At 72.0% G+C, this 20,292-nt stretch carries 17 protein-coding genes; 8 read left to right on the top strand and 9 right to left on the bottom strand.

Annotated elements, in window-relative coordinates; translation table 11 throughout:
• Positions 1-2 precede the first annotated feature (2 nt).
• The 4 genes from ACFWRO_RS10395 to ACFWRO_RS10380 form a co-directional block, all read right to left on the bottom strand.
• Positions 3-2,234, bottom strand: coding sequence for a bifunctional serine/threonine-protein kinase/ABC transporter substrate-binding protein (locus tag ACFWRO_RS10395; protein WP_384507152.1), 2,232 nt, complete (start codon positions 2,232-2,234; stop codon positions 3-5).
• Positions 2,235-2,237: 3 nt separating this feature from the next.
• Entirely contained in the window at positions 2,238-4,496 is a 2,259-nt protein-coding gene (locus tag ACFWRO_RS10390) for a bifunctional serine/threonine-protein kinase/ABC transporter substrate-binding protein (protein ID WP_384507149.1), read from the bottom strand.
• The gene (locus tag ACFWRO_RS10385) at positions 4,493-5,323 is read right to left on the bottom strand and encodes a hypothetical protein (RefSeq protein ID WP_384507147.1); all 831 of its coding nucleotides are present in this window, start codon (positions 5,321-5,323) and stop codon (positions 4,493-4,495) included. Before ACFWRO_RS10385 ends, ACFWRO_RS10390 begins: the two co-directional genes overlap by 4 nt.
• 83 nt (positions 5,324-5,406) lie before the next feature.
• A complete protein-coding gene (locus tag ACFWRO_RS10380; protein ID WP_384507144.1) occupies positions 5,407-5,835 on the bottom strand; it encodes a winged helix-turn-helix transcriptional regulator in 429 nt (142 codons plus the stop codon).
• Between the two features lie 92 nt (positions 5,836-5,927).
• Here ACFWRO_RS10380 and ACFWRO_RS10375 point away from each other — a divergent pair, with 92 nt between their 5' ends.
• The gene (locus ACFWRO_RS10375) at positions 5,928-6,788 is read left to right on the top strand and encodes an SDR family oxidoreductase (RefSeq protein WP_384507142.1); all 861 of its coding nucleotides are present in this window, start codon (positions 5,928-5,930) and stop codon (positions 6,786-6,788) included.
• Positions 6,789-6,904: 116 nt separating this feature from the next.
• On the top strand, positions 6,905-7,906 hold the full coding sequence (gene rarD, locus ACFWRO_RS10370) for an EamA family transporter RarD (RefSeq protein WP_384507139.1): 1,002 nt from the start codon (positions 6,905-6,907) through the stop codon (positions 7,904-7,906).
• A 14-nt stretch (positions 7,907-7,920) separates the two neighbouring features.
• Here rarD and ACFWRO_RS10365 read toward each other — a convergent pair whose 3' ends face one another.
• Positions 7,921-9,441 carry an MFS transporter gene (locus ACFWRO_RS10365; RefSeq protein ID WP_384507137.1) on the bottom strand — a complete coding sequence of 507 codons (1,521 nt, stop codon included), beginning with the start codon at positions 9,439-9,441 and terminating at the stop codon, positions 7,921-7,923.
• Between ACFWRO_RS10365 and ACFWRO_RS10360 the strand changes: the two genes are divergently transcribed.
• Both ACFWRO_RS10360 and ACFWRO_RS10355 read left to right on the top strand, forming a co-directional pair.
• Positions 9,440-9,949, top strand: coding sequence for a winged helix-turn-helix transcriptional regulator (locus ACFWRO_RS10360; RefSeq protein WP_384507134.1), 510 nt, complete (start codon positions 9,440-9,442; stop codon positions 9,947-9,949). The two genes, ACFWRO_RS10365 and ACFWRO_RS10360, sit on opposite strands and share 2 nt — an antisense overlap.
• Positions 9,950-10,014: 65 nt before the next feature.
• Entirely contained in the window at positions 10,015-10,470 is a 456-nt protein-coding gene (locus ACFWRO_RS10355; protein WP_384507132.1) for a VOC family protein, read from the top strand.
• Positions 10,471-10,489: 19 nt separating this feature from the next.
• On the opposite strand, the gene ACFWRO_RS10350 is transcribed toward ACFWRO_RS10355, so the two are convergent.
• Together ACFWRO_RS10350 and ACFWRO_RS10345 are read right to left on the bottom strand one after the other, a co-directional pair.
• Entirely contained in the window at positions 10,490-10,990 is a 501-nt protein-coding gene (locus ACFWRO_RS10350; RefSeq protein ID WP_384507129.1) for a DUF1203 domain-containing protein, read from the bottom strand.
• 121 nt (positions 10,991-11,111) lie between these two features.
• Entirely contained in the window at positions 11,112-11,600 is a 489-nt protein-coding gene (locus tag ACFWRO_RS10345) for a carboxymuconolactone decarboxylase family protein (protein WP_384507126.1), read from the bottom strand.
• Between the two features lie 194 nt (positions 11,601-11,794).
• On the opposite strand from ACFWRO_RS10345, the gene ACFWRO_RS10340 reads away from it, so the two are divergent.
• Together ACFWRO_RS10340 and ACFWRO_RS10335 are read left to right on the top strand one after the other, a co-directional pair.
• Positions 11,795-12,604 carry a HEAT repeat domain-containing protein gene (locus ACFWRO_RS10340; protein ID WP_384507123.1) on the top strand — a complete coding sequence of 270 codons (810 nt, stop codon included), beginning with the start codon at positions 11,795-11,797 and terminating at the stop codon, positions 12,602-12,604.
• Between the two features lie 148 nt (positions 12,605-12,752).
• Complete coding sequence (locus tag ACFWRO_RS10335) at positions 12,753-14,069, top strand: M28 family metallopeptidase (protein ID WP_384507120.1); 1,317 nt, start codon at positions 12,753-12,755, stop codon at positions 14,067-14,069.
• A 124-nt stretch (positions 14,070-14,193) separates the two neighbouring features.
• On the opposite strand, the gene ACFWRO_RS10330 is transcribed toward ACFWRO_RS10335, so the two are convergent.
• A complete protein-coding gene (locus ACFWRO_RS10330; protein WP_384507117.1) occupies positions 14,194-15,435 on the bottom strand; it encodes an outer membrane lipoprotein carrier protein LolA in 1,242 nt (413 codons plus the stop codon).
• Positions 15,436-15,552: 117 nt separating this feature from the next.
• Positions 15,553-16,563, bottom strand: coding sequence for a polyprenyl synthetase family protein (locus ACFWRO_RS10325; protein ID WP_384507114.1), 1,011 nt, complete (start codon positions 16,561-16,563; stop codon positions 15,553-15,555).
• A 187-nt stretch (positions 16,564-16,750) separates the two neighbouring features.
• Here ACFWRO_RS10325 and ACFWRO_RS10320 point away from each other — a divergent pair, with 187 nt between their 5' ends.
• Positions 16,751-18,256, top strand: coding sequence for a peptide MFS transporter (locus tag ACFWRO_RS10320; RefSeq protein ID WP_384507111.1), 1,506 nt, complete (start codon positions 16,751-16,753; stop codon positions 18,254-18,256).
• A 28-nt stretch (positions 18,257-18,284) separates the two neighbouring features.
• Entirely contained in the window at positions 18,285-20,285 is a 2,001-nt protein-coding gene (locus ACFWRO_RS10315) for a CocE/NonD family hydrolase (protein ID WP_384507108.1), read from the top strand.
• Positions 20,286-20,292: the final 7 nt, after the last annotated feature.

Genomic DNA, 20,292 nt, shown 5'->3' with positions numbered 1-20,292 from the left:
GCTCAATCAAACGTCCGCCGCTTCTTCTCGCCTTCCGCCGCCGCCTCGAAGGGGCCGAGGTAGCGCGGGGTGCCGCCCTCGATGCGGTAGAGGAACATCTCCTTGATGAACTTGAACGCCGTCACGTTCCGTTCGTCGAAGCCGTACTTCTTCGTGATCCCCTGGTACGGGAACAGCCGCAGCGCCCCGCGCACGGCGATCCGCGCCATGTCCAGCTTCTGGCCCGACACGAGGTCGCTCATGCTCGCGGCGATGCCCGTCACGACGTCGTAGGCCTCGACGGCGAACGGCTCGATCACCGCCCGCTCCGACAGGCCCCAGCGCTTGCGGTAGGCGGCGGTGAAGGCCTTCGCGGCCGGTACGAGCGCCGGATCGACGTACGTCGTGCCGAAGTACCAGTCCTCGGCCGCCGGGCCCGCGACGGACAGGAACTCGGGGCCGAGCGCGTACTCGACACCGCCGCGCAGGCCGGTGTACCCCTGCTCGCGCAGGGCCTTGGCGCAGAGTCCGGCCCGGCGCGGGGAGACCCCGGCGTAGAGCACCGCGTGCGGGCGGGCGGCGAGGACGTCCCGTACGACGGGCCCGAAGTCCTCGCTGTCGGCGGCGATCTGATGGACCGTAACTGCCTCGGAGACCTGAGTCATGGTGCTCTTCGCGGAGTTCGCCATACGCCAGCTGAAGTCGCCCGCCGCGCGGTCGTCGACCACGGCCGTCCGCTTGGCTTTCGAGAGGATGGCGACGCTGGTGAAGGGGAGTTGCAGCATGTCGTGCGGGGCGCGCATCTCGCGGTAGACAGGGTTGACGGTCTGGATCGTGAGGTCGCCCGCGTCGATGCCGACGGCGACGGTCGCGTAGACCAGTTGGCTCCTGTCGTACGGCTGCGAGCCGGCGATGACGGTCTCCCTGGTCGTGGGGCCGATCACCGCCATGACGGACGCGTCCTTCACGAACTCCTCGGCGACGGCGGCGGCCCGGCGCGGGTCGCCGCCGTCGTCCCGTACCTTCACCGCGAGGTCGAAGGGCCGGTCGGCGCGGGCGTTGAAGGTCTCGGCGGCCAGCCGCACACCGCGTTCCTGGGCGCGCCCGGACGCCTTGCCGGGGCCGGTCAGGTCGGTGTGGACGCCGATCGTGTAGGCGGGGCGGGGCCCGGAAGGCCCGCCCGCGCCCGTACCCCCGCTCGTGCCGCCGCCCGCGCCGCCCGCTCCCGGGCCGCGGTTCACCAGCCAGGCCGTGAGGCCGCCCGCGCCTGCGACGGCGGCCGCGGAGCCGAGGGCGAGGAACCGCCGCCGGGACGGCGAGGTGCGGGCCGGGTCGGCGGCGGGCACCATGACGGTCGGTTCGGCGACGGGCAGGTCGAGGACGCGGGTGGAGCGTTCGGCGATGAGCGCGGGAAGGCCGGGCGGCAGCCAGTCCCCCGCCGGGTCCTCGGCCCGGCCGAGCCGCGCCCGAGTCTCCGCCGCCGTCGGCCGGTCGGCGGGGTCCTTGGCCAGGCAGGCGGTCACCAGCGGCAGGAGCGCCTCCGGTACGCCGTCGAGGTCGGGCTCCTCGTGGACCGTGCGGTACACGATCGCGGCCACCGTGCCCGTACCGAAGGGGCGGCGGCCCGTCGTCGCGTACGCGAGCACGCAGCCGAGCGAGAAGACGTCGCTCGCCGGGCCGACCTCGCCCGCGCCGCTGACGCGGGCCTGCTCGGGGGCGAGGAAGCCGGGGGTGCCGATCATCGCGTCGGTGGCGGTCAGGGCGGTGGCCCCGGCCGACCGGGCGATGCCGAAGTCGATGAGGCGCGGCCCGTCGAGGGCGAGGAGGACGTTGCCGGGCTTGACGTCCCGGTGGACGAGCCCGGCCTCGTGCATGTCCGCGAGCGCGTCGGCGAGCCGGGCGCCCAGGGCCCGTACGGTCGCCTCGGGCAGCGCGCCGTGCAGGCCGACGGCCTCGCCGAGCGACGGACCGGGGACGAACTCGGTGGCGAGCCAGGGCTCCCTGGCCTCCGGGTCGGCGCCGAGGACCCGGACCACCCAGCGGCCGGTGATCCGCTGGGCGACCAGGGCCTCGCGCCGGAACCGCTCCCGGAAGCCGGGGTCGGCGGCGTGCTCGGCCCGGATCAGCTTGAGCGCGGCGAGCGCGCCGCCGGCGGAGCGGGCGAGGTAGACCACGCCCATGCCGCCGGCGCCGAGCCGGCCGAGGAGGCGGTAGCCGGCGATCGTCGAGGGATCGGCGGGACGGAGGGGCCGCACGCGTCAGGTCCGTCTGGTCTTGGGCGGGCCGGCGGGCGCGAACTCCAGGGGTGCGTAGCGGCCGTTCCTGACCGCGTACATGAAGGTGCCGATCCCGGAGAGGTTCCCGCTCTCGGTGTCGAAGGTGTAGCCGCCCATGACGCCCGTGTACTTGGCCTTGCGCAGCGCGGGCGTGAGGGTGGTGCGGTCGGGGCGCTGCCCGCCCTTGGCGGCCTTCTCCACCTCCTGGATCAGCAGGTTGACGACGTCGAAGGACTCACCGGCGTAGTAGCCGGGGGGCGCGCCGTACCGGGTGCGGTGGGCGGCGACGAAGTCGGCGGCCTCCTTACGGGCGGTCGGGTCGGTGACGGGCGCGCCGAGGATCCAGCCCTCGGCGGCGGCTCCGGCCTCGGTGAGGAAGCGGGACTCGAAGACGTGCTGGCCGGTGATCTTCATGCCGGTGAAGCCGAGTTCGTCGAGGGCGCGGGCGGCGAGGACGGCGGTGGGGGTGAGGCCGCAGTGGACGTACGCGTCCATGCCCTCGGCCATCATCGAGCCGAGGATCCGCTTGTAGTCGGTGGTGGGCCCGGGGACGACGCGGGGGACGGGCACGACGTTGCCCTGGCGGAAGGCGAAGTTGGCGCCGCCGATGTACTGCCAGGCGTAGGTGTCGTCGGTGCGTTCCTGGAGGATGCCCGGGCGGACGCTCGCCGTTTTGGTGAGGACGTAGTAGGCGAGGCAGCTGCCGGCGATGGGGTGCTGGGGGCAGGCGCGCAGCACGGAGAGGCCCTGGCCTCCCGCGATGTTGGTCAGCAGGTTGAGCCCGGCGGAGACCGTCATGAGCGGCAGCCGTGACTCGTCGTACGCGGGCAGCGCGTTGAGGCCCGTGTAGTCGGAGGTCGGGCCGAGGACGCCGAGGACGTCCGGGTCGCCGGTGAGGACGCGGGCGGCGGCGAGGGCCTTGTCCTTGTCGCCGGCGTCGTCGGAGACCTTGAGTTCGAGGGTGAAGGGCTTGTCCTTGCGGGCGTTGAACAGCTCGACCGCGAGGCGGGCGCCGCGTTCCTGGGCGCGGCCGATGTCCTTGGCGGGGCCGGTCAGGTCGGCCTGGACGCCGACGATCCAGCGGCGCTTCTTCGGTGGCGGGGCGGCCTTGCCGTCCTTGCCGTTGTCGTCGTCGCGCAGGCCGGCGTAGGCGGCGATGCCGCCGCCGGCGGCGAGGACGGCGGCGCCGCCGGAGGCCAGGAGCAGGAACTTCCGCCTGCTGTGCGCCGGTTGGCTCGGGGCGGTCGGTGTTCCGTGCTCGGTGCGGTCGATCTCGGGGAGGGCGAGCATCGCGGCGGAGCGTTCGGCGATGGTCCGGACGACGGGGGCGGGCAGCCAGTCGGTGGCCGCGCCGGGGGTGTCCTCGGTGAGGCGGGCGGCGATCTCCTCGGCGGTGGGCCTGGCTGCGGGGTCCTTGGCGAGGCAGGCCCGTACGAGGTCGAGGAGCGGCCCCTCCGGTACGCCGGCGAGGTCGGGCTCGTCGTGGACGGTGCGGTAGAGGAGGGCGTCGACCGCCCCCGTACCGAAGGGCGGGCGGGCGGTCGCCGCGTGGGCGAGGAGGCAGCCGAGGGCGAAGACGTCGCTGGGCGGGCCGATCTCGGCGGCGCGGGCCTCGGCCTGTTCGGGGGCGAGGAAGCCGGGGGTGCCGACGACCATGTCGGTGGAGGTCAGCGCGGTCTCGCCGGTCGCCCGGGCGATGCCGAAGTCGATGAGGCGGGGGCCGTCGACGGCGAGGAGGACGTTGCCCGGCTTGACGTCCCGGTGGACGAGCCCGGCCGCGTGGACGGCGGCGAGCGCGCGGGCGACGGCGCCGCCGAGGATCCGTACGCTCCGCTCGGGCAGCGGCCCGTGCGCGGCGACGGCCTCGCCGAGGGAGGGCCCGGGCACGAAGGCGGTCGCCATCCACGGCTCGGGCGCGTCCGGGTCGGCGCCGGTCACGGGGACGGCCCAGGGGCTGACGACCCGGCGCGCGGCCTCGACCTCGCGCCGGAAACGCTCCCGGAAGTCCGCCTGTTCGGCCTGGTCGGCGTGGGTGACCTTCACGGCGGCGAGCTCACCGTGCTCGGTACGCCCGAGGTAGACGACGCCCATGCCACCGGCCCCGAGCCGGCCGAGGAGCCGGTAGGCGGCGATGGTGGAGGGGTCGGAGGGGAGGAGCGGCTGGAGGGCGCCGGGCCGCGACTGATGCTGCGGCTGCGGCTGCGGGGTGGGGCTCTCGGACTCGGGGGTGGGGCTGCTCATGACTGGACCTCCAGTGCGTCCTCGGCGCGGCCGACCATGGCGACGAGGGCCTGGACCTGGGCCCTGTCGAGGTCCTTGCCGATGTGGCCGGGTGCGCCCTTGACGACGACGGCGACGGTGATCTGGCCGACGCGGGACTGGTACCAGGAGTACGTCTGCTCGCCCTTCACGGCGTCGTTGACGTACGTCCCGGCCTCGCGGAGCGAGTCCGCGGCGGTGAAGTTGCCGCCGACGCCGAAGGGGCTGCCGAGGGACATGAGTCCGGTGATGCGCTCACCGTCCCGCAGTTGCTGGGAGGGGCAGCGGAGGACCTCCTCCAGCGTCTGGGCCATCTCCCAGTCGGCGTCCGTCTCCGTGCGGTGGACGGTCACGGTCGCGGAGACCTGCAGGAGCCCCTTCCCCGCCGCCGCGGGGATCTCGCTGTAGGCGGTCACGTTGTGGAGCACGGTCGCCGGCCGGGTGCCGGCCTCCCAGGTGCAGCCGGTGTCGAGGACGGGCCAGTAGGAGTCGCCGCTGAGGTACGGGGTGCGCTTGACGTAGTCGGGGCCCCAGGACTCGGGGCCCGCGACGATCGCGAGGGCGAGCTTCTTGGCGTCGGCCGCGTTCTTCGGGGCCCGCTTGGGGTCCGGCGTGAAGGCGAGCCCGGTCGGTGTGGGTGTGGGTGCGGCCGAGGTCGGCTGCGCGGTCGAGGTTCCGGACGATCCCGGGGACGTACTCGCACCCGACTTTCCGCCGTCATCGCCCGCACCCGAACAGGCGGTCAGGATCAGGCCGCAGGCCAGTACACCCCCGCAGGCGCGCAGCACTCTTCCGTACGCGTACGTCACGAATCCCCCACACACGCTCACACTTGCCCCCAGTGGTGAGCAGATCGTACGACGCACGGGCACAACTGGCCCTGATTACCGCCTCATTGAGACGATCTCGTGGCCATCGCCGCACTCCTCGCCACGTCGTACCGCACGCGCGCCTCCTCGACCGCCGCGACGCGGGCGTCGGACCACCGGGCCAGCTCCCTGACGCGTTCGGCGGCCTCCTCGCCCAGCGGGGTGAGGCTGTAGTCGACGCGGGGCGGGATGACGGGCTTGGCGTCGCGGTGGACGAAGCCGTCGCGCTCCAGGGTCTGGAGCGTCTGCGTCAGCATCTTCTCGCTGACGCCACCGACCCGGCGGCGCAGCTCGCTGAAGCGGTACGAACGCTCGCTCAGCGCGATGAAGACCAGGACGCCCCACCGGCTTGTGACGTGCTCCAGGACGAGCCGGGACGGACACATGGTGCCGTCGACATCGGCCAGCAGGCTCCGCGGCTCTTCACTCACACCCGTACCACTTACTCCCATGCCAGTACCTTACTTCAAAGTGGGTACTTTCGGAAGGTTAGTGTCCGACGTACGGTGAGTGCATCTGCACCTCACAGACAAGGAACACCACCATGAGCATCGTCGTCACCGGAGCCACCGGACAGCTCGGCCGTCTCGTCGTCGACGAGCTCCTCGGCCGCGTCCCCGCCGAGTCCGTCGTCGCCGTCGTCCGCGACAAGGCGAAGGCCGCCGCCCTCGCCGAGCGCGGCGTCGAGCTGCGGATCGCCGACTACAGCAAGCCCGAGACCCTCGCGGGCGCCTTCCAGGCGGGCGACCGGGTCCTGCTGATCTCCGGCAGCGAGGTCGGGCAGCGCGTGGCCCAGCACGCCGCCGTCATCGACGCCGCCAAGGCCGAGGGCGTCGCGCAGCTCGCGTACACCGGCATCCTCGGCGGCCCGGAGGCCGACTTCGACCTGGCCGCCGAGCACCGGGCGACCGAGACGCTGATCCTCGACTCTGGCCTGCCGTACACGTTCCTGCGCAACGGCTGGTACACCGAGAACTACACCGCCAACCTCGCCCCCGTCCTCGCCCACGGCGCCGTCGTCTCCAACGCCGGCGAGGGCCGCGTCGCCTCCGCCACCCGCGCCGACTACGCCGCCGCAGCCGCCGCCGTCCTGGCGGGCCCGGTCGAGGAGCACGTGAACACGGCGTACGAGCTGAGCGGCGACGTCGCCTGGTCGCTGGCCGAGTACGCGGCCGAGGTCGCCCGCCAGACCGGCAAGGAGATCGCGTACAACAACGTCCCGGCCGAGACGCACGAGGAGATCCTGACCGGCGCCGGTGTCCCGCCGTTCTTCGCCGCGATCCTCGTCGACGTCGACAAGGCCATCGAGCGCGGCGCGCTCGCACGCCGGACCGGCGACCTGTCCCGGCTCATCGGCCGCCCGACGACCCCGCTGGCCGAGACGGTCGCGACGGCGCTCGCCTGACCGACCTCGCCTGACCGACGGCGAGAGGTCATGACCGTATCGCGGTACGGACATGACAGCCTGCCCTGTGCGGCGCTACCTTCATCAGGACGGCGTGGCGCGGGGCAGGAGGTTCGGTGAAGACGGACGACGAGGGACGAACGGGTCTCCTCTACGGGATCGGTGCCTACGGGATGTGGGGACTGGTCCCGCTCTTCTGGCCGCTCCTGAAGCCGGCCGGGGCGGTCGAGATCCTCGCCCACCGGATGGTCTGGTCCCTGGCCTTCGTCGTCGTCGCGCTCCTCGCGGTGCGCCGCTGGGGCTGGATACGCGAGCTGGCGCGCAGCCCGCGCAAGCTGGGCCTGATCACGCTCGCGGCCTCGGTGATCACCGTCAACTGGGGCGTCTACATCTGGTCCGTCAACACCGGCCACGTGGTCGAGGCGTCCCTCGGCTACTTCATCAACCCGCTCGTCACCATCGCGCTCGGCGTCCTGCTCCTGAAGGAACGGCTGCGGCCCGCGCAGTGGGTGGCGGTCGGCGTGGCCGCCACGGCCGTCCTCGTCCTCTCGATCGGCTACGGGCAGCCGCCGTGGATCTCGCTGATCCTGGCCTTCTCGTTCGGCGTCTACGGCCTGGTGAAGAAGAAGGTCAACATCGGCGGCCTGGAGTCGCTGGCGGCCGAGACGGCGGTCCAGTTCCTGCCCGCCCTCGCGTACCTGCTCTGGCTCGGCTCGCAGGGCTCGGCCACCTTCGGCGCGGAGGGCACCGGGCACGCGGCGCTGCTCGCGGCGACGGGCATCGTGACCGCCGTCCCGCTGGTCTGCTTCGGCGCGGCGGCGATCCGCGTACCGCTGTCGACGCTGGGGCTCCTGCAGTACCTGGCGCCGATGTTCCAGTTCGGGCTGGGCATCGCGTACTTCCACGAGGCCATGCCGCCGGAGCGCTGGGCGGGCTTCTCGCTGGTCTGGCTCGCCCTGACGATCCTGACCTGGGACGCGCTGCGCACGGCCCGCCGCAGCCGCGCGGAACTGGCGGCGGCGGAACGCGCGGCGACGGCTGCGGGGGCAGTGGCGGGTGCGGGGGCCGGCGCGGGTGCGGTGCCCACTCCGGCACCCCAGCCCGCGCAGCCCGCCTAGCCCGCCCAGCCCGCCTAGGAGACGGTGGCCTTCGGGGCCTCCTCCAAGGAGGCGGCCCCCGCCCGTCCCCTCACGCCCGTCGCCGTGATCACGGCGCCGAGGGCCACCATCGCCACCGGTACGGCCAGGGCCGCGCGGAAGCCGTCGAGGCCGCCGCCGACGATGCCGTAGACAGCCGTGACCAGCGAGATGCCGACCGCCGAGCCGAACTGCGTGGCCGTCGTGAGGAGACCGCTCGCGAGCCCCTGCTCCTCCTCCGCGATGCCGTCCGTCGCGGCGATCGTCAGCGGACCGTACGCGAGCGAGAAGGCGAGCCCGGTCAGGAGCAGGGTCGGGAACATCGCCGCGTACGACCAGTCGGGGCCGACCGGCAGGAACAGCGCGTACGAGACGACCGCGAGCACGAACCCGCCGAGGATCACCCGGCCGTTGCCGAACCGCGCCACCAGCCTCGGCGTCAGCGTCGGGGCGAGGATCGCGTCGATGCCCATCACCATCAGCGCGAACGCCGTCTCCAGCGAGGACCAGCCGCGCAGCTCCTGAAGGTAGAGCGTGGCGACGAACTGGAAGCCGAAGAAGGACCCCACGAAGAGCAGCGCCCCGAGGTCGGCCCGGACGGTCGAGGCCTTGCGCAGCAGCCCGAGGCGTACGAGCGGGGCGGCGGCCCGCCGCTCGACGGCGACGAACACCCCGGCGAGGGCCACGCCCGCGGCGGCCACGAGCGCGGTCAGCGGCCAGCCGTCCAGGCCGTGTTCGAGCCGGACGATCGCGAAGGCGAGCAGCAGCATCGCCCCGGCCGCCGTCAGCGCGCCCGCCAGGTCGAAACCGCCTGCCGCCCGCTCCGGGCGGGGCTCCTTCGGGACCAGGCGCACCGCGGCGAACAGGATCGCGGCCGCGAGGAGGACGGGCGCGAAGAAGACCCAGCGCCAGCCGATCTGGGTGAGCAGCCCGCCGATGACGAGGCCGAGCGAGAAGCCCCCGGCGGCGGTACCGGCGAAGACGAGGAGCGCCTGGTTGCGCTGCGGCCCTTCCGCATACGAGGTGGTGATGATCGACAGCGCGGCGGGGGTCATGAACGCGGCGGCGACGCCCGTCACGAAGCGGGCCGTGATCAGCATCCAGCCCTCGGTCGCGAAGCCGCCGAGCCCGGAGAAGAGCAGGAAGACGACGAGCCAGCCGAGGAACATCCGGCGGCGGCCGAGCAGGTCGGCGGCGCGTCCGCCGAGGAGGGTGAAACCGGCGTAGCCGAGGACGTACGCGGACATCACCCAGGCCGCGGTGCCGGTGGACAGGTCGAGATCGGATCTGATGCTCGGCACGGCGACGGCGAGCATGGCGACGTCGATGCCTTCGAGGAAGATCGTCCCGCAGAGGACGAGGAGGAGGGCCCAGGCGCGGGCGGGAAGGGAGGTAGGGGCGGAGGTGGAGGTGGACACAGCTGTCTCCAGGGCAGGTTGGGACAAGGGGCGGTTACTGGCCAGAGGGTCAGTTCCCTCTTGTAACCACCCCGATCCTGCGGCAGGATCAGGTGCCATGGAAGAAGGCACTTTGAAGTCACCGAGTCACTGCGAAGTGCCCTACACCGAGGGCCGGTCCGGGGACACGGACCCCTTCCAGTGGGACACGCGGGAGGACTGCGAGGTACGGCAGATCCTCGACCGGGTCGCCGACAAGTGGTCCCTGCTCGTCATCGCCCTGCTCGACCGCCGCAAGCTGCGCTTCTCGGAGCTGAAGCGGGAGATCGACGGGGTCAGCCAGCGCATGCTGACCGTGACGCTGCGGCAGTTGGAGCGCGACGGCCTGGTGAAGCGCACGGTCCACCCGGTGGTCCCGCCGCGCGTGGACTACGAACTCACCGCGCTGGGCGGGACGTTGCACACGACGATCCGCTCGCTCGTGACGTGGACGGAGCGGCACCAGAACGAGATCGCGGCGGCCCGGGAGGCGTACGACGCCAGGGAGGCCGATGCGACGGCAGAGGCGACAGCGGAAGGGACGGCGGAAGCGGAGACCGTGGCGCAGTCCGTCGCGGCCGCCGTCTGAACCCGGCCCGTTCCCGTACGCGTGCCTGCTCGCCGCCCCTGCCTGTCGCGTCGAGACTGGGACGCATGACTCCACTGCACTGGAAGCTTGTGATCGACGCCGGCGACCCGCACGCCCAGGCCGCCTTCTGGGCCGCGGCCCTCGGCTATACGGACGAGGACCACAGCGCCTTCATCGACGGACTCCTCGCCGCGGGCGCCGCCCCGCCCGAGCTCTCGGTCACGCTCGCGGACGGTCGCCGCGCCTGGCGCGATCTGGCCGCCGTCCGGCACCCGGACGACCCCTACGACGAGAAGTCGGGCACCGGACACGGCCGCCGGATCCTCTTCCAGCGGGTCCCTGAGAAGAAGACCGTCAAGAACCGCGTCCACCTGGACCTCCACCCCGGCCAGGAGAAGCGCGACGCCGAGGTCGAACGCCTGGAGACCCTGGGCGCCTCGGTACTGCGCCGGGTGTCGGAGTACGGGATGACGTGGGTCGTCATGGCGGACCCGGAGGGCAACGAGTTCTGCGTGGAGTGACGTTCAGGCACGCGCCGTTCTAGCTGCGCCGGACCTCGAACTGGAAGCAGCCGTACTCCACGGCCCTGATGTGCACGAGCGCGACCCGGGTGTCGTCGAAGGCCTCGCCCAACGCCTTGTCGAAGCCCTCGGTCGCCTCGGCCGGGATCTCCAGGAGCCGGCCGCCGACGATCCGACCCTCGGCGTCGTACCGCCGCAGGGTCCGCAGCGCGCCGGGCCGGTCGAAGGGGTACGACTCCGCTCCCGGCACCGGCCCTTCGCACTCCTCGGCGTGGATGAAGACCGGGCCCTGCTCGTCGTACGCGCCCGGCCGGACCCCGGTCGTGGCGGCCCAGCGGCGCAGGGGCGCGTAGGAGACGAGCGCGACCCGCTCCCCCGCCGCGACGGGCCGGAGGCAGCAGCGCAACGGGTCGCCGCCCTCGGCGGCGGTGAACGGAACACAGGGCTGTCCGGCGTCGTCGACGCTCCGGAGTTCGGCGAGGGCGGCGGGGGCGATGGGGCGTGCGGTGTAGGTCGTCATGCCCCCAGCGTCACGCGCCCGCGCCCCCGCGCGCTGGCGGAATTCGGACGCGGCGCTCGACGGCTAGGCGCGGCACCAGGGCCCGCGAGCCCGGCACGATCCGAACGAGAGGCCCTAGGCCTCAGTCCCACTGCTCGTCGGCGAGGGTGGTGACCGGCTGCGGCTTGCCGATGACGGCCAGGGCGATGAAGAAGTTGATCTGGCCGATGGCGATGGTGAGCGTGGCCAGCGCCTTCTCGTCGTAGTGCTCGGCGACCTCCGCGTACAGCTCGTCGGAGACGCGCTCCTTGCCGTGCGGGGCGGGCTGGAGGGTGGCCTCCACCAGGGCGAGGGCAGCGCGCTCGGCGGCGGTGAAGTACGGGGCGTCCTGCCAGGAGGAGACGGCGGTGATGCGCTCCTCGGACACCCCGGCCTTCCGCAGGAAGGCGGTGTTGAGGACGGTCAGGTACGTGTTGCCCACGATCTGCCCGGCCCGCAGGTGGACGAGGCTCATCGTGGCACGCGGCACGGAGCGGTTGCCGGTGGCCCGGAACAGGGCGGCGCTGACGTCCGCCAGCTCGGGCACGAACTGGCCGGGGTTGGGCATCCGGGAGATGGAGGGGTTCGTCATGGCTGGGGCTCCTTCACGTCGGTCTGTGTTCTGGCGTCTTCACAGCACTGACGGAGGGGCGCACGGAGATGTGACCGGAACCGGGAAGAGTTTTTCGCGCGGCCGAAGCGAGCGGCGGCCCCGGCCCGGTAGCCCGGTAGCCACCCGCGCAAAGCGCTTGCGGCGGCCCGCCCACGCGTTGGACCGTGTCCCGCATGGCGACCTTCGTGCACCTGACACCCGCGGCCAACGCACCGCGGATCCGCCGCGCCGGGATACGGGCCCTCAGCCACGGTCGTGGCAGTGGGCTCGGCGCGGCCGGGCTCGGGGTGTACCTGTTTCCTGTACTGCCGTCGTACACGCTCACCCATCAGTGGCTGCGCGAGCTGGCCCGCCGCCCCGGGCCCCGCGAGGCCGTCGCCGTGCACGTCAGGCTCGCGGACGGGGAGGCCGTCACCGTCGGGCGGTACGGGGAGCGGGAGCCGGCCGAGGTGACGGTTGCCGAGGCCGTGCGCGCGGTGCGCGGGCTGGACGATCCGCGGGGGTGGGAGGTGTTCCTGCCCCGGGCCGTCGCGCGCGGCGAGGTCCGGAGCGTCCGGCCGGTGCGCGGGGTCAACGGGTGGCGGTACTTCCCCGACGCGCACGGCCGGACGCCCTGCACCTGCCAGGGGTGCCTGGCGCGCGGGGAGTACGGGGCGCGGCGGCTGCGCGAGCGGCGGCCGCATCCGCTGGACGGGCCCCCTCCGCCGCCCCGCGTCCTGCTCGCGCGCGTGGAGGCGGCCGAGGCCGCGGGGGACGTCGTCGCCCTCGGCGAGGCGCTGCGCTGGTTCGCGTACCGGCGGCGCGGCCCCCTGGAGCGCCTGGCCCGGCTGGCCCGGCACCCCGACCCGGCCGTACGGGTCGCGCTCGCGGAGGCGGTCGCGTACTGGTCGACTCCCGGAGTCGCCGATCTGCTACGGGAGTTGGCGCGGGACCACGACCCGGACGTCAGTGAGACGGCTCGTTCGGTGAGCGAACAATCCTGACCGGTTTCCGCTCTTGACGGAGAGTCACATTCTCCCCGAACATTCAGCCCACGAACCACCCGCACAGCTCCAGCGCCTCGTGGCACCCACGCCCCGGGGCGTCTCGCACGTTTCCGTCCCATCCCCGTTCGGAATCCGGAGCCCCCACATGAAGTTCTCCGTTCCCAGACGTGCCGCCGCGCTCTCCGCCGTGGCAGCACTCGCCCTCGCCGGCTTCACCGGCGCCTCAGCGAACGCGGCCCCCGTGGCCGCGCCCGCAGCGCCGACCGCCGCGCCCGACATCCCGCTCGCCAACGTCAAGCAGCACCTCACCGACCTCCAGGCGATAGCCACCGCCAACGGCGGCAACCGCGCCCACGGCCGTACCGGCTACAAGGCCTCCATCGACTTCGTCAAGGCCAAGCTGGACGCGGCCGGATTCACCACCACCCTCCAGCAGTTCACCTCCAGCGGCGCCACCGGCTACAACCTGATAGCCGACTGGCCCGGCGGTGACCCCAATCAGGTCCTCATGGCCGGCGCGCACCTCGACTCGGTCTCCTCCGGCGCCGGGATCAACGACAACGGCTCCGGCTCGGCCGCCGTCCTGGAGACCGCGCTCGCCGTCTCCCGCGCCAACCTCCAGCCCACGAAGCACCTGCGCTTCGGCTGGTGGGGCGCGGAGGAGCTCGGCCTCGTCGGGTCGAAGTACTACGTCAACCAGCTCCCGTCCACGGAGCGTTCGAAGTTCTCCGGCTACCTGAACTTCGACATGATCGGCTCGCCCAACCCGGGCTACTTCGTCTACGACGACGACCCCGCCATCGAGCAGACCTTCAAGGGCTACTTCGCCGGCATCGGCGTCCCCACGGAGATCGAGACCGAGGGCGACGGCCGCTCCGACCACGCCTCGTTCAAGAACGTCGGCATCCCCGTCGGCGGTCTGTTCACCGGCGCCAGCCGTGTGAAGAGCAGCGCGCAGGTCCAGAAGTGGGGCGGTACGGCCACGGCCTTCGACCGCTGCTACCACTCCTCCTGCGACACGACCTCGAACATCAACGACACGGCCCTCGACCGCAACAGCGACGCCGTCGCCCACGCGATCTGGACCCTGTCGGCCGGTACGACCACGCCGCCCGGCACGGTCTTCGAGAACACCGCCGACGTGTCCGTCCCGGACAACGGCGCCGCGGTGACCTCCACGGTCAACGTGACCGGCATCACCGGCAACGCGCCCGCCGCCCTCAAGGTGGACGTCAACATCGTCCACACCTACCGCGGTGACCTCGTCGTCGACCTCGTCGCCCCGGACGGCTCCGTCTACAACCTGCACAACCAGAGCGGCGGCAGCGCCGACAACCTCGTGCAGGCCTACACCGTGAACGCCTCCTCGGAGGTCGCCAACGGCGCCTGGAAGCTCCGCGTCCAGGACCGGGCCGCCCAGGACACCGGGTACATCAACAGCTTCAAGCTGACGTTCCCGTAAGGCCGTAGCCGTAAGGCAGTAGCCGTAAGGCAGTAGCCGTTCCGCACGAAAACGCCCGGGTGGGTCGGTGACCATCGCCCCCGACCCACCCGGGGTCCCATTCCGTGCTCTTCCCCGCGCGGTACTACTTCGCCGCGTTCGCCGCGTCCACGAGCGCCTGCTTCGTCACCGCGCCGACGTACACCTTGCCGTCGTCCGTCATCAGGGCGTTGACGATCTTCGTCTTGAAGACCGTGCCGGAGCCGAACTTCCCGTTCACCTCGTCCCCGAGCGAGTCCAGGAAGCCCTGGACCTCCTTCGGGGCCTCGTCGGTCTTCGGGGCCTTGGCGCCGGTGTCGAAGGTCGCGATCGCCGTCCAGCCCTCGCCGATGACGTTCATGCCCTCGCCGTCGGCAGCCGCACCGGGCACCGCGCCGCCGAAGAGACCGCCCAGGCCGCCGGGGCCGCCGAACTCCTTCTCCAGGTCCTTCTCGACGTCCTCGGGCGACTTCCCGTGCTCCGCCGGGCCGCCCTCGCCCGTGCCCTCGGTCACCTTCGCGCCCTTGGGGGCCTTGAAGTCGAACGTCGAGGCCGACGGCTTGCCGAAGTCGACCTTCGTGAAGCCCGCGTCGAGGACCGGCTTGCCGCCCTCGACCGACGCCAGCGTGAACTTCAGCGGCGTACCGGTCTTCGCGTCCACCGCGATCTTGATCGACTCGACCGTCGAGCCGCTCTGCTTGGGCTTGATCACCAGCTGGTAGGCGTCCCGGCCGGCCACCGTGGCCGTCCCGCCGACGGTGATCGACGTGGTGTCGCCCGCCTCCTTCAGGACCTCGTCCGCGAGCTCCTTGGGCGTGCCCGGGAGACCGTCCTGCTCGCCCTTCTCGCCCTTCTCCCCGGCGGGGCGGTCCGAGGCGTCGCCCTTCTCGTGGAACACCTCGTTCGACTTGCTGTCGTACGCCCAGACGTCGTCGCCGTTGTGGATCAGGCTGTACTCGTCCGAGCCGTCCAGGATCGTCAGCTTCTGCTTGTCCGGGCCGTCCGCGGCCACGCGCAGCGTGTGCGTGCCCGAGACCAGCTTCGTCAGCATCTCGGTCGGGTCCGTGGACGGGGCGCCGCCGGACGCGCCGCGGGCCGCCTCGCCCGCGAAGCTGTCGGCGAGGCCGGCCACCGACGGCAGGCCCAGGTCGGTGCTCACCTTGAACGTGCCGGACAGCGTCTGCGTGTCCGACGCGGCGATCTTCTCGATCAGCTGCTGTGCCGTGATCTCCGGCAGATCGGGGTCGCCGGACGCGGCCAGCGCCGGTACGAGTCCGATCGTCGCCGCGGCCACTCCGGCCACCGCGAACGGGACGACGTAGCGGCTCGCCTTACGGGTCTCTGCCATGGTCTGTCCTAACCTCCGTGGTCGATGACTCCATCTGACCAAACCGGCGGCTCGGAATCGTCAGACTCCGGACTCAACCTCGCGTACTGCTATGGGATGACACACCCCTAGGGTCTCTTAGCCCGCGCGGTGGACCACGGCGTCGCAGAGCTCCATCAGGGCCGACTTCGCGTACCCCTCCGGCAGCGGCGCCAGCATCGCCCGCGCCTCCTCCGCGAACCGCACGGTGTCCCGGCGGGCCTGCTCCAGGGCCGGGTGGACGCGCAGCCGGCGCAGGACCTCGGCGTGCCGGGCGTCGTCGCTGAGGTCGCCGTCGATCAGCTCGACCAGCTCGACGTCCTCGGGGCGCCCGTGCGCCGCCGCGGCGGTGCGCAGGTGGAGGACCGGAAGCGTCGGGATGCCCTCGCGGAGGTCCGTGCCCGGGGTCTTGCCGGACTCGTGGGAGTCGGAGGCGATGTCGAGGACGTCGTCGGCGAGCTGGAAGGCGACGCCGAGCCGCTCGCCGTACTGGGTGAGGATGTCGACGACGCTCTCGTCCGCGCCGGACATCATCGCGCCGAAGCGGCAGGAGACGGCGACGAGCGAGCCGGTCTTGCCGCCGAGCACGTCGAGGTAGTGGTCGACCGGGTCGCGGTCGCCCTGCGGTCCTGCCGTCTCCAGGATCTGGCCGGTCACCAGGCGTTCGAACGCCTCCGACTGGATCCGTACGGCCTCGGGGCCGAGGTCCGCCAGCGTGTGCGAGGCGCGGGCGAAGAGGAAGTCACCCGTCAGGACGGCGATGGAGTTCCCCCATCGGGTGTTCGCGCTGTCGACCCCGCGCCGCACGTCCGCCTCGTCCATGACGTCGTCGTGGTAGAGCGTCGCCAGGTGGGTGAGCTCGACGACGACGGCCGAGGGCACGACACCCGGCGCGTGCGGGTCACCGAACTGGGCGGCGAGCATCACGAGCAGGGGCCGGAACCGCTTGCCACCTGCCAGGACCAGGTGCTGCGCGGCCTCCGTGATGAACGGGATCTCGCTCTTGGTGGCGTCGAGGAGACCTGCCTCCACGGCCGCCAATCCGGTCTGGACATCGGCCTCAAGAGCCTGGTCCCGCACGCTAAGACCGAACGGCCCGACGACGGTCACGAGGGGGTCTCCTGTCTGCTGACGCCTGCTCCAACGACTGCTTCTGCTGCCGGCGACCACACGGATTGTCGATGTGTAGCTGGATTCGCTCAAGTCAGCGTATCCGGTCGCCTTTCGATCACCATGGGCGCCTTCCCGCCACCCCCGGTATGTTCGTGATCAGCTCATACGACCAGGAGTGGCCCTTTTGTCCCGAACGGCGATCGATACCGAAGCGAACGGCGAGCAGCCACCGCCCGAAGACGATCATGCCTTCTTCGGGCACCCGAAGGGCCTTCTCACCCTCTCGGGCCTGGAGGTCTGGGAGCGGTTCTCCTTCCTCGGCATGCAGGCGATCCTCGTCCTCTACTTCGCCGACTCCGTCGCGAACGAGGGCCTCGGCATGTCCCCCGGCACCGCCGCCTCCGTCGCGGCGGCCTACGGCACCCTCGTCTACCTGGTCTCCGTGGCCGGCGGCTGGCTCGCCGACCGCATCCTCGGCTCGTACCGCGCCGTCCTGTGGGGCGGCATCCTGATCGCGCTCGGCCACTACTCCATGGCGGTGCCGACGGCCGGCATGACCTGGGTGGGCCTCGGCCTGATCAGCGCCGGCACCGGCCTGCTCAAGCCGAACGTCGCCACCATGGTCGGCAAGCTCTACGCCACCGACGACGACCGCCGCGACGCGGGCTTCGCCCTCTACTACATGGCGATCAACATCGGCGCCTTCGCCGGACCGCTGATCACCGGCTGGCTCGCCGACCACCGCGGCTACCACTGGGGCTTCTCGGCCGCCGCCATCGGCATGACCTTCGGCCTGGCCCAGTACGTCCTCGGCCGCCGTCACCTGGCCGGGCGCAAGCATTCGGCCGAATTCGCGCTCGCCCCCGACGCGATGCGCCGGGCGGTACGGACGATCGCCCTCGGAGTCGTGGTCGTAGGGGCCCTGGGCGGGCTGCTGGCCGGCATCGGCTGGCTGACGATGGACCGCTTCGTCGACCTGCTGACGCTGATCTCGGTGCTCGCCCCGGTCGTCTACTTCTGGGTGATGTTCAAGAGCCCCCGGGTCACGGCGGAGGAGCGCGGGCGGCTGAAACCGTACATCGTGCTCTTCCTGGCCTCGGTGGTCTTCAACTTCATCCTCTTCCAGGCGTACTCGACGATGATCCTGCTCGCCTCCACCAACGCCCGCACCACCATCCTCGGCTTCGACTTCCCGGCGAGCTGGTACGCCTCCGCCCTCGGCGCCTTCGAGGTGGCCCTCGCGCCCGTCGTGGCGGGCACCTGGGCCCGGATGGGCCACAAGCAGCCGCACGCCTCCAACAAGATCGCCTTCGGCGTGATCCTCGGCGGCCTGTCGTTCCTGCTGATGGTGGTGCCGACGTCCGGGCACGCGGACGACACGTACCAGATGGCGGCCTGGTGGATCGTCGGCTCGTACCTGCTGCTCGGCCTCGGCGACGTGCTCCTGGAGACCTCCGGGATGTCGGCGACCAGCAAGCTCGCGCCCAAGGCCTTCTCCAGCCAGACGATGTCGCTCTGGTTCCTCTCCCTCGCGCTGGCCAACGGCATCCAGGCCCAGACGGTGAAGCTGTACGACGACGTCTCCAAGCCCGCCTACTTCGGCGTCAACGGAGCCATCGCGGTCGTCACGGGCCTCGTCGTGATCGCCATGGCGCCCTGGCTGCGCCGCACCATGCACCCCGTCCACTGAGGTCCACCGAGCTCCGCGGAGATCCGTCATGCGCATCCGTACCGAGTTCCCGTACGAGACGACCCGCGAGGACGTCCGGATCCCGCTCCCGGACGGCACGCGGCTCTACGCCCGGATCTGGCGCCCGGTCACCGAGGAGCCCGTCCCTGCCCTCCTGGAGTACCTCCCGTACCGCCTGAGCGACTGGACGGCGCCCCGGGACTGGCAGCGGCACCCCTGGTACGCCGGACACGGCTACGCCTCCGTACGCGTCGACGTGCGCGGGCACGGGAACAGCGAGGGGCTGCCGGGCGACGAGTACGACGCGGTCGAGCTGGCGGACGGCGTGGCGGTGGTGAACTGGCTCGCCGAGCAGCCCTGGTGCTCGGGGAAGGTCGGCATGTTCGGGATCTCCTGGGGCGGCTTCAACGCGCTCCAGATCGCCGCCCTGGCCCCCGAGCCGCTGAAGGCGATCGTGACGGTCTGCTCGACCGACGACCGCTACGACAACGACGTCCACTACATGGGCGGCTCCGTCCTCGCCGTGGACATGCACGCCTGGGCGGCCACCATGCTGGCCTTCGTGTGCCGGCCGCCGGACCCGCTGCACGTGGGCGAGGAGTGGCGGGAGATGTGGCTGCGGCGCCTGGAGGCCGTGGACCCGTTCATCCACACCTGGCTCGCCCACCAGACGCGGGACGCGTACTGGAGGCGCGGCAGCGTCTGCGAGGACTACGGCGCGATCCGGGCGGCCGTCCTGGCGGTGGGCGGCTGGCACGACCCGTACCGGGACACCGTGCTGCGGCTGGTGGAGCACCTGCCGCAGGACCGGGTGCGCGGGATCATCGGCCCGTGGTCGCACCAGTACCCGGACAGAGGTCTGCCCCCGGGCCCGGCGATCGGCTTCCTCCAGGAGACCCTGCGCTGGTGGGACCACCACCTCAAGGGCACGGACAACGACGTGATGGCGGAACCACTCCTCCGCTCCTGGATCAGCGATTCACACCCGCCTGCGACCGTCTACGACGAGATGCCGGGCCGCTGGGTCACGGACCCGGCCTGGCCGTCCCCGAACGTCACCCCGGTCACGTACGCCTTCCAGGGCGCCGAGGTGGTCGTGGACTCCCCGCAGCACACGGGCCTGGACGCGGGCCGCTTCTTCCCGTTCGGCAACGACGGGGACCTGCCGCCCGACCAGCGCGAGGAGGACGCGCACGGGGCCTGCTTCGACTTCGTGGTCCCGGAGGACGGCGACCCGATCGAGATCCTGGGCCGCCCGAAGGTGAGCCTGACCCTGACGACCCCGGCACCGACGGGCCAGGTGATCGCCCGCCTGTGCGACGTGGCGCCGGACGGCTCGTCGACGCTGGTCACCCGGGGCGCGATGAACTTCTCGTCCCGCTACGGCCGAGACCGAGCGGTGGAGGCCCCGGTAGACGAGACGGAGGACTACGTCTTCGCCCTGAACGGCATCGGCCACACCTTCCCGCCGGGCCACCGGATCCGCCTCGCGGTCTCCTCCGCGTACTGGCCCTGGATCTGGCCACAACCGGACGCGGCAGGCTTCACCCTCTCCCCGACCACGTCGACGTTGACGCTCCCGGTCCGCCACGCGACGACACCGGACGCGGTCGAATGGCAACCCCCGGAACAGTCCGAACCCCTGGGCGTGGTCACCCCGGCCACCCTGGAGGAACCCCGCCCGGAACGCCTGGTCGTCCGCGACGTGGCCAAGGGCGAATGGCGCCTGGAGGTGGACCCCCGCTACGGCGGCACCCGGGTCTACCCGGACGGCCTGGAATTCACCGAGGACGCCCTGGAGACCTACACGATCACCGAGACCGACCCCCTCTCGGCCCACACCCACTCCACCTGGACGATCCGCCTCCACCGCCCGGAACTGTCCTGGGACGTGACGATCACCTCCCACTCGGACATCACCTGCGACGCGGACACCTTCCTGACGTCGAACGAGGTCGTCTGCAAGGAGGGCGCCGAAGTCCTCTTCCACCGCACATGGGAGAAAAGGATCCCGCGCACGGCGGGTTGACCGCTGG

The organism is Streptomyces sp. NPDC058579, from assembly GCF_042718575.1.
Taxonomy (GTDB): domain Bacteria; phylum Actinomycetota; class Actinomycetes; order Streptomycetales; family Streptomycetaceae; genus Streptomyces.
This window is presented reverse-complemented; position numbering and strand designations above follow the sequence as displayed.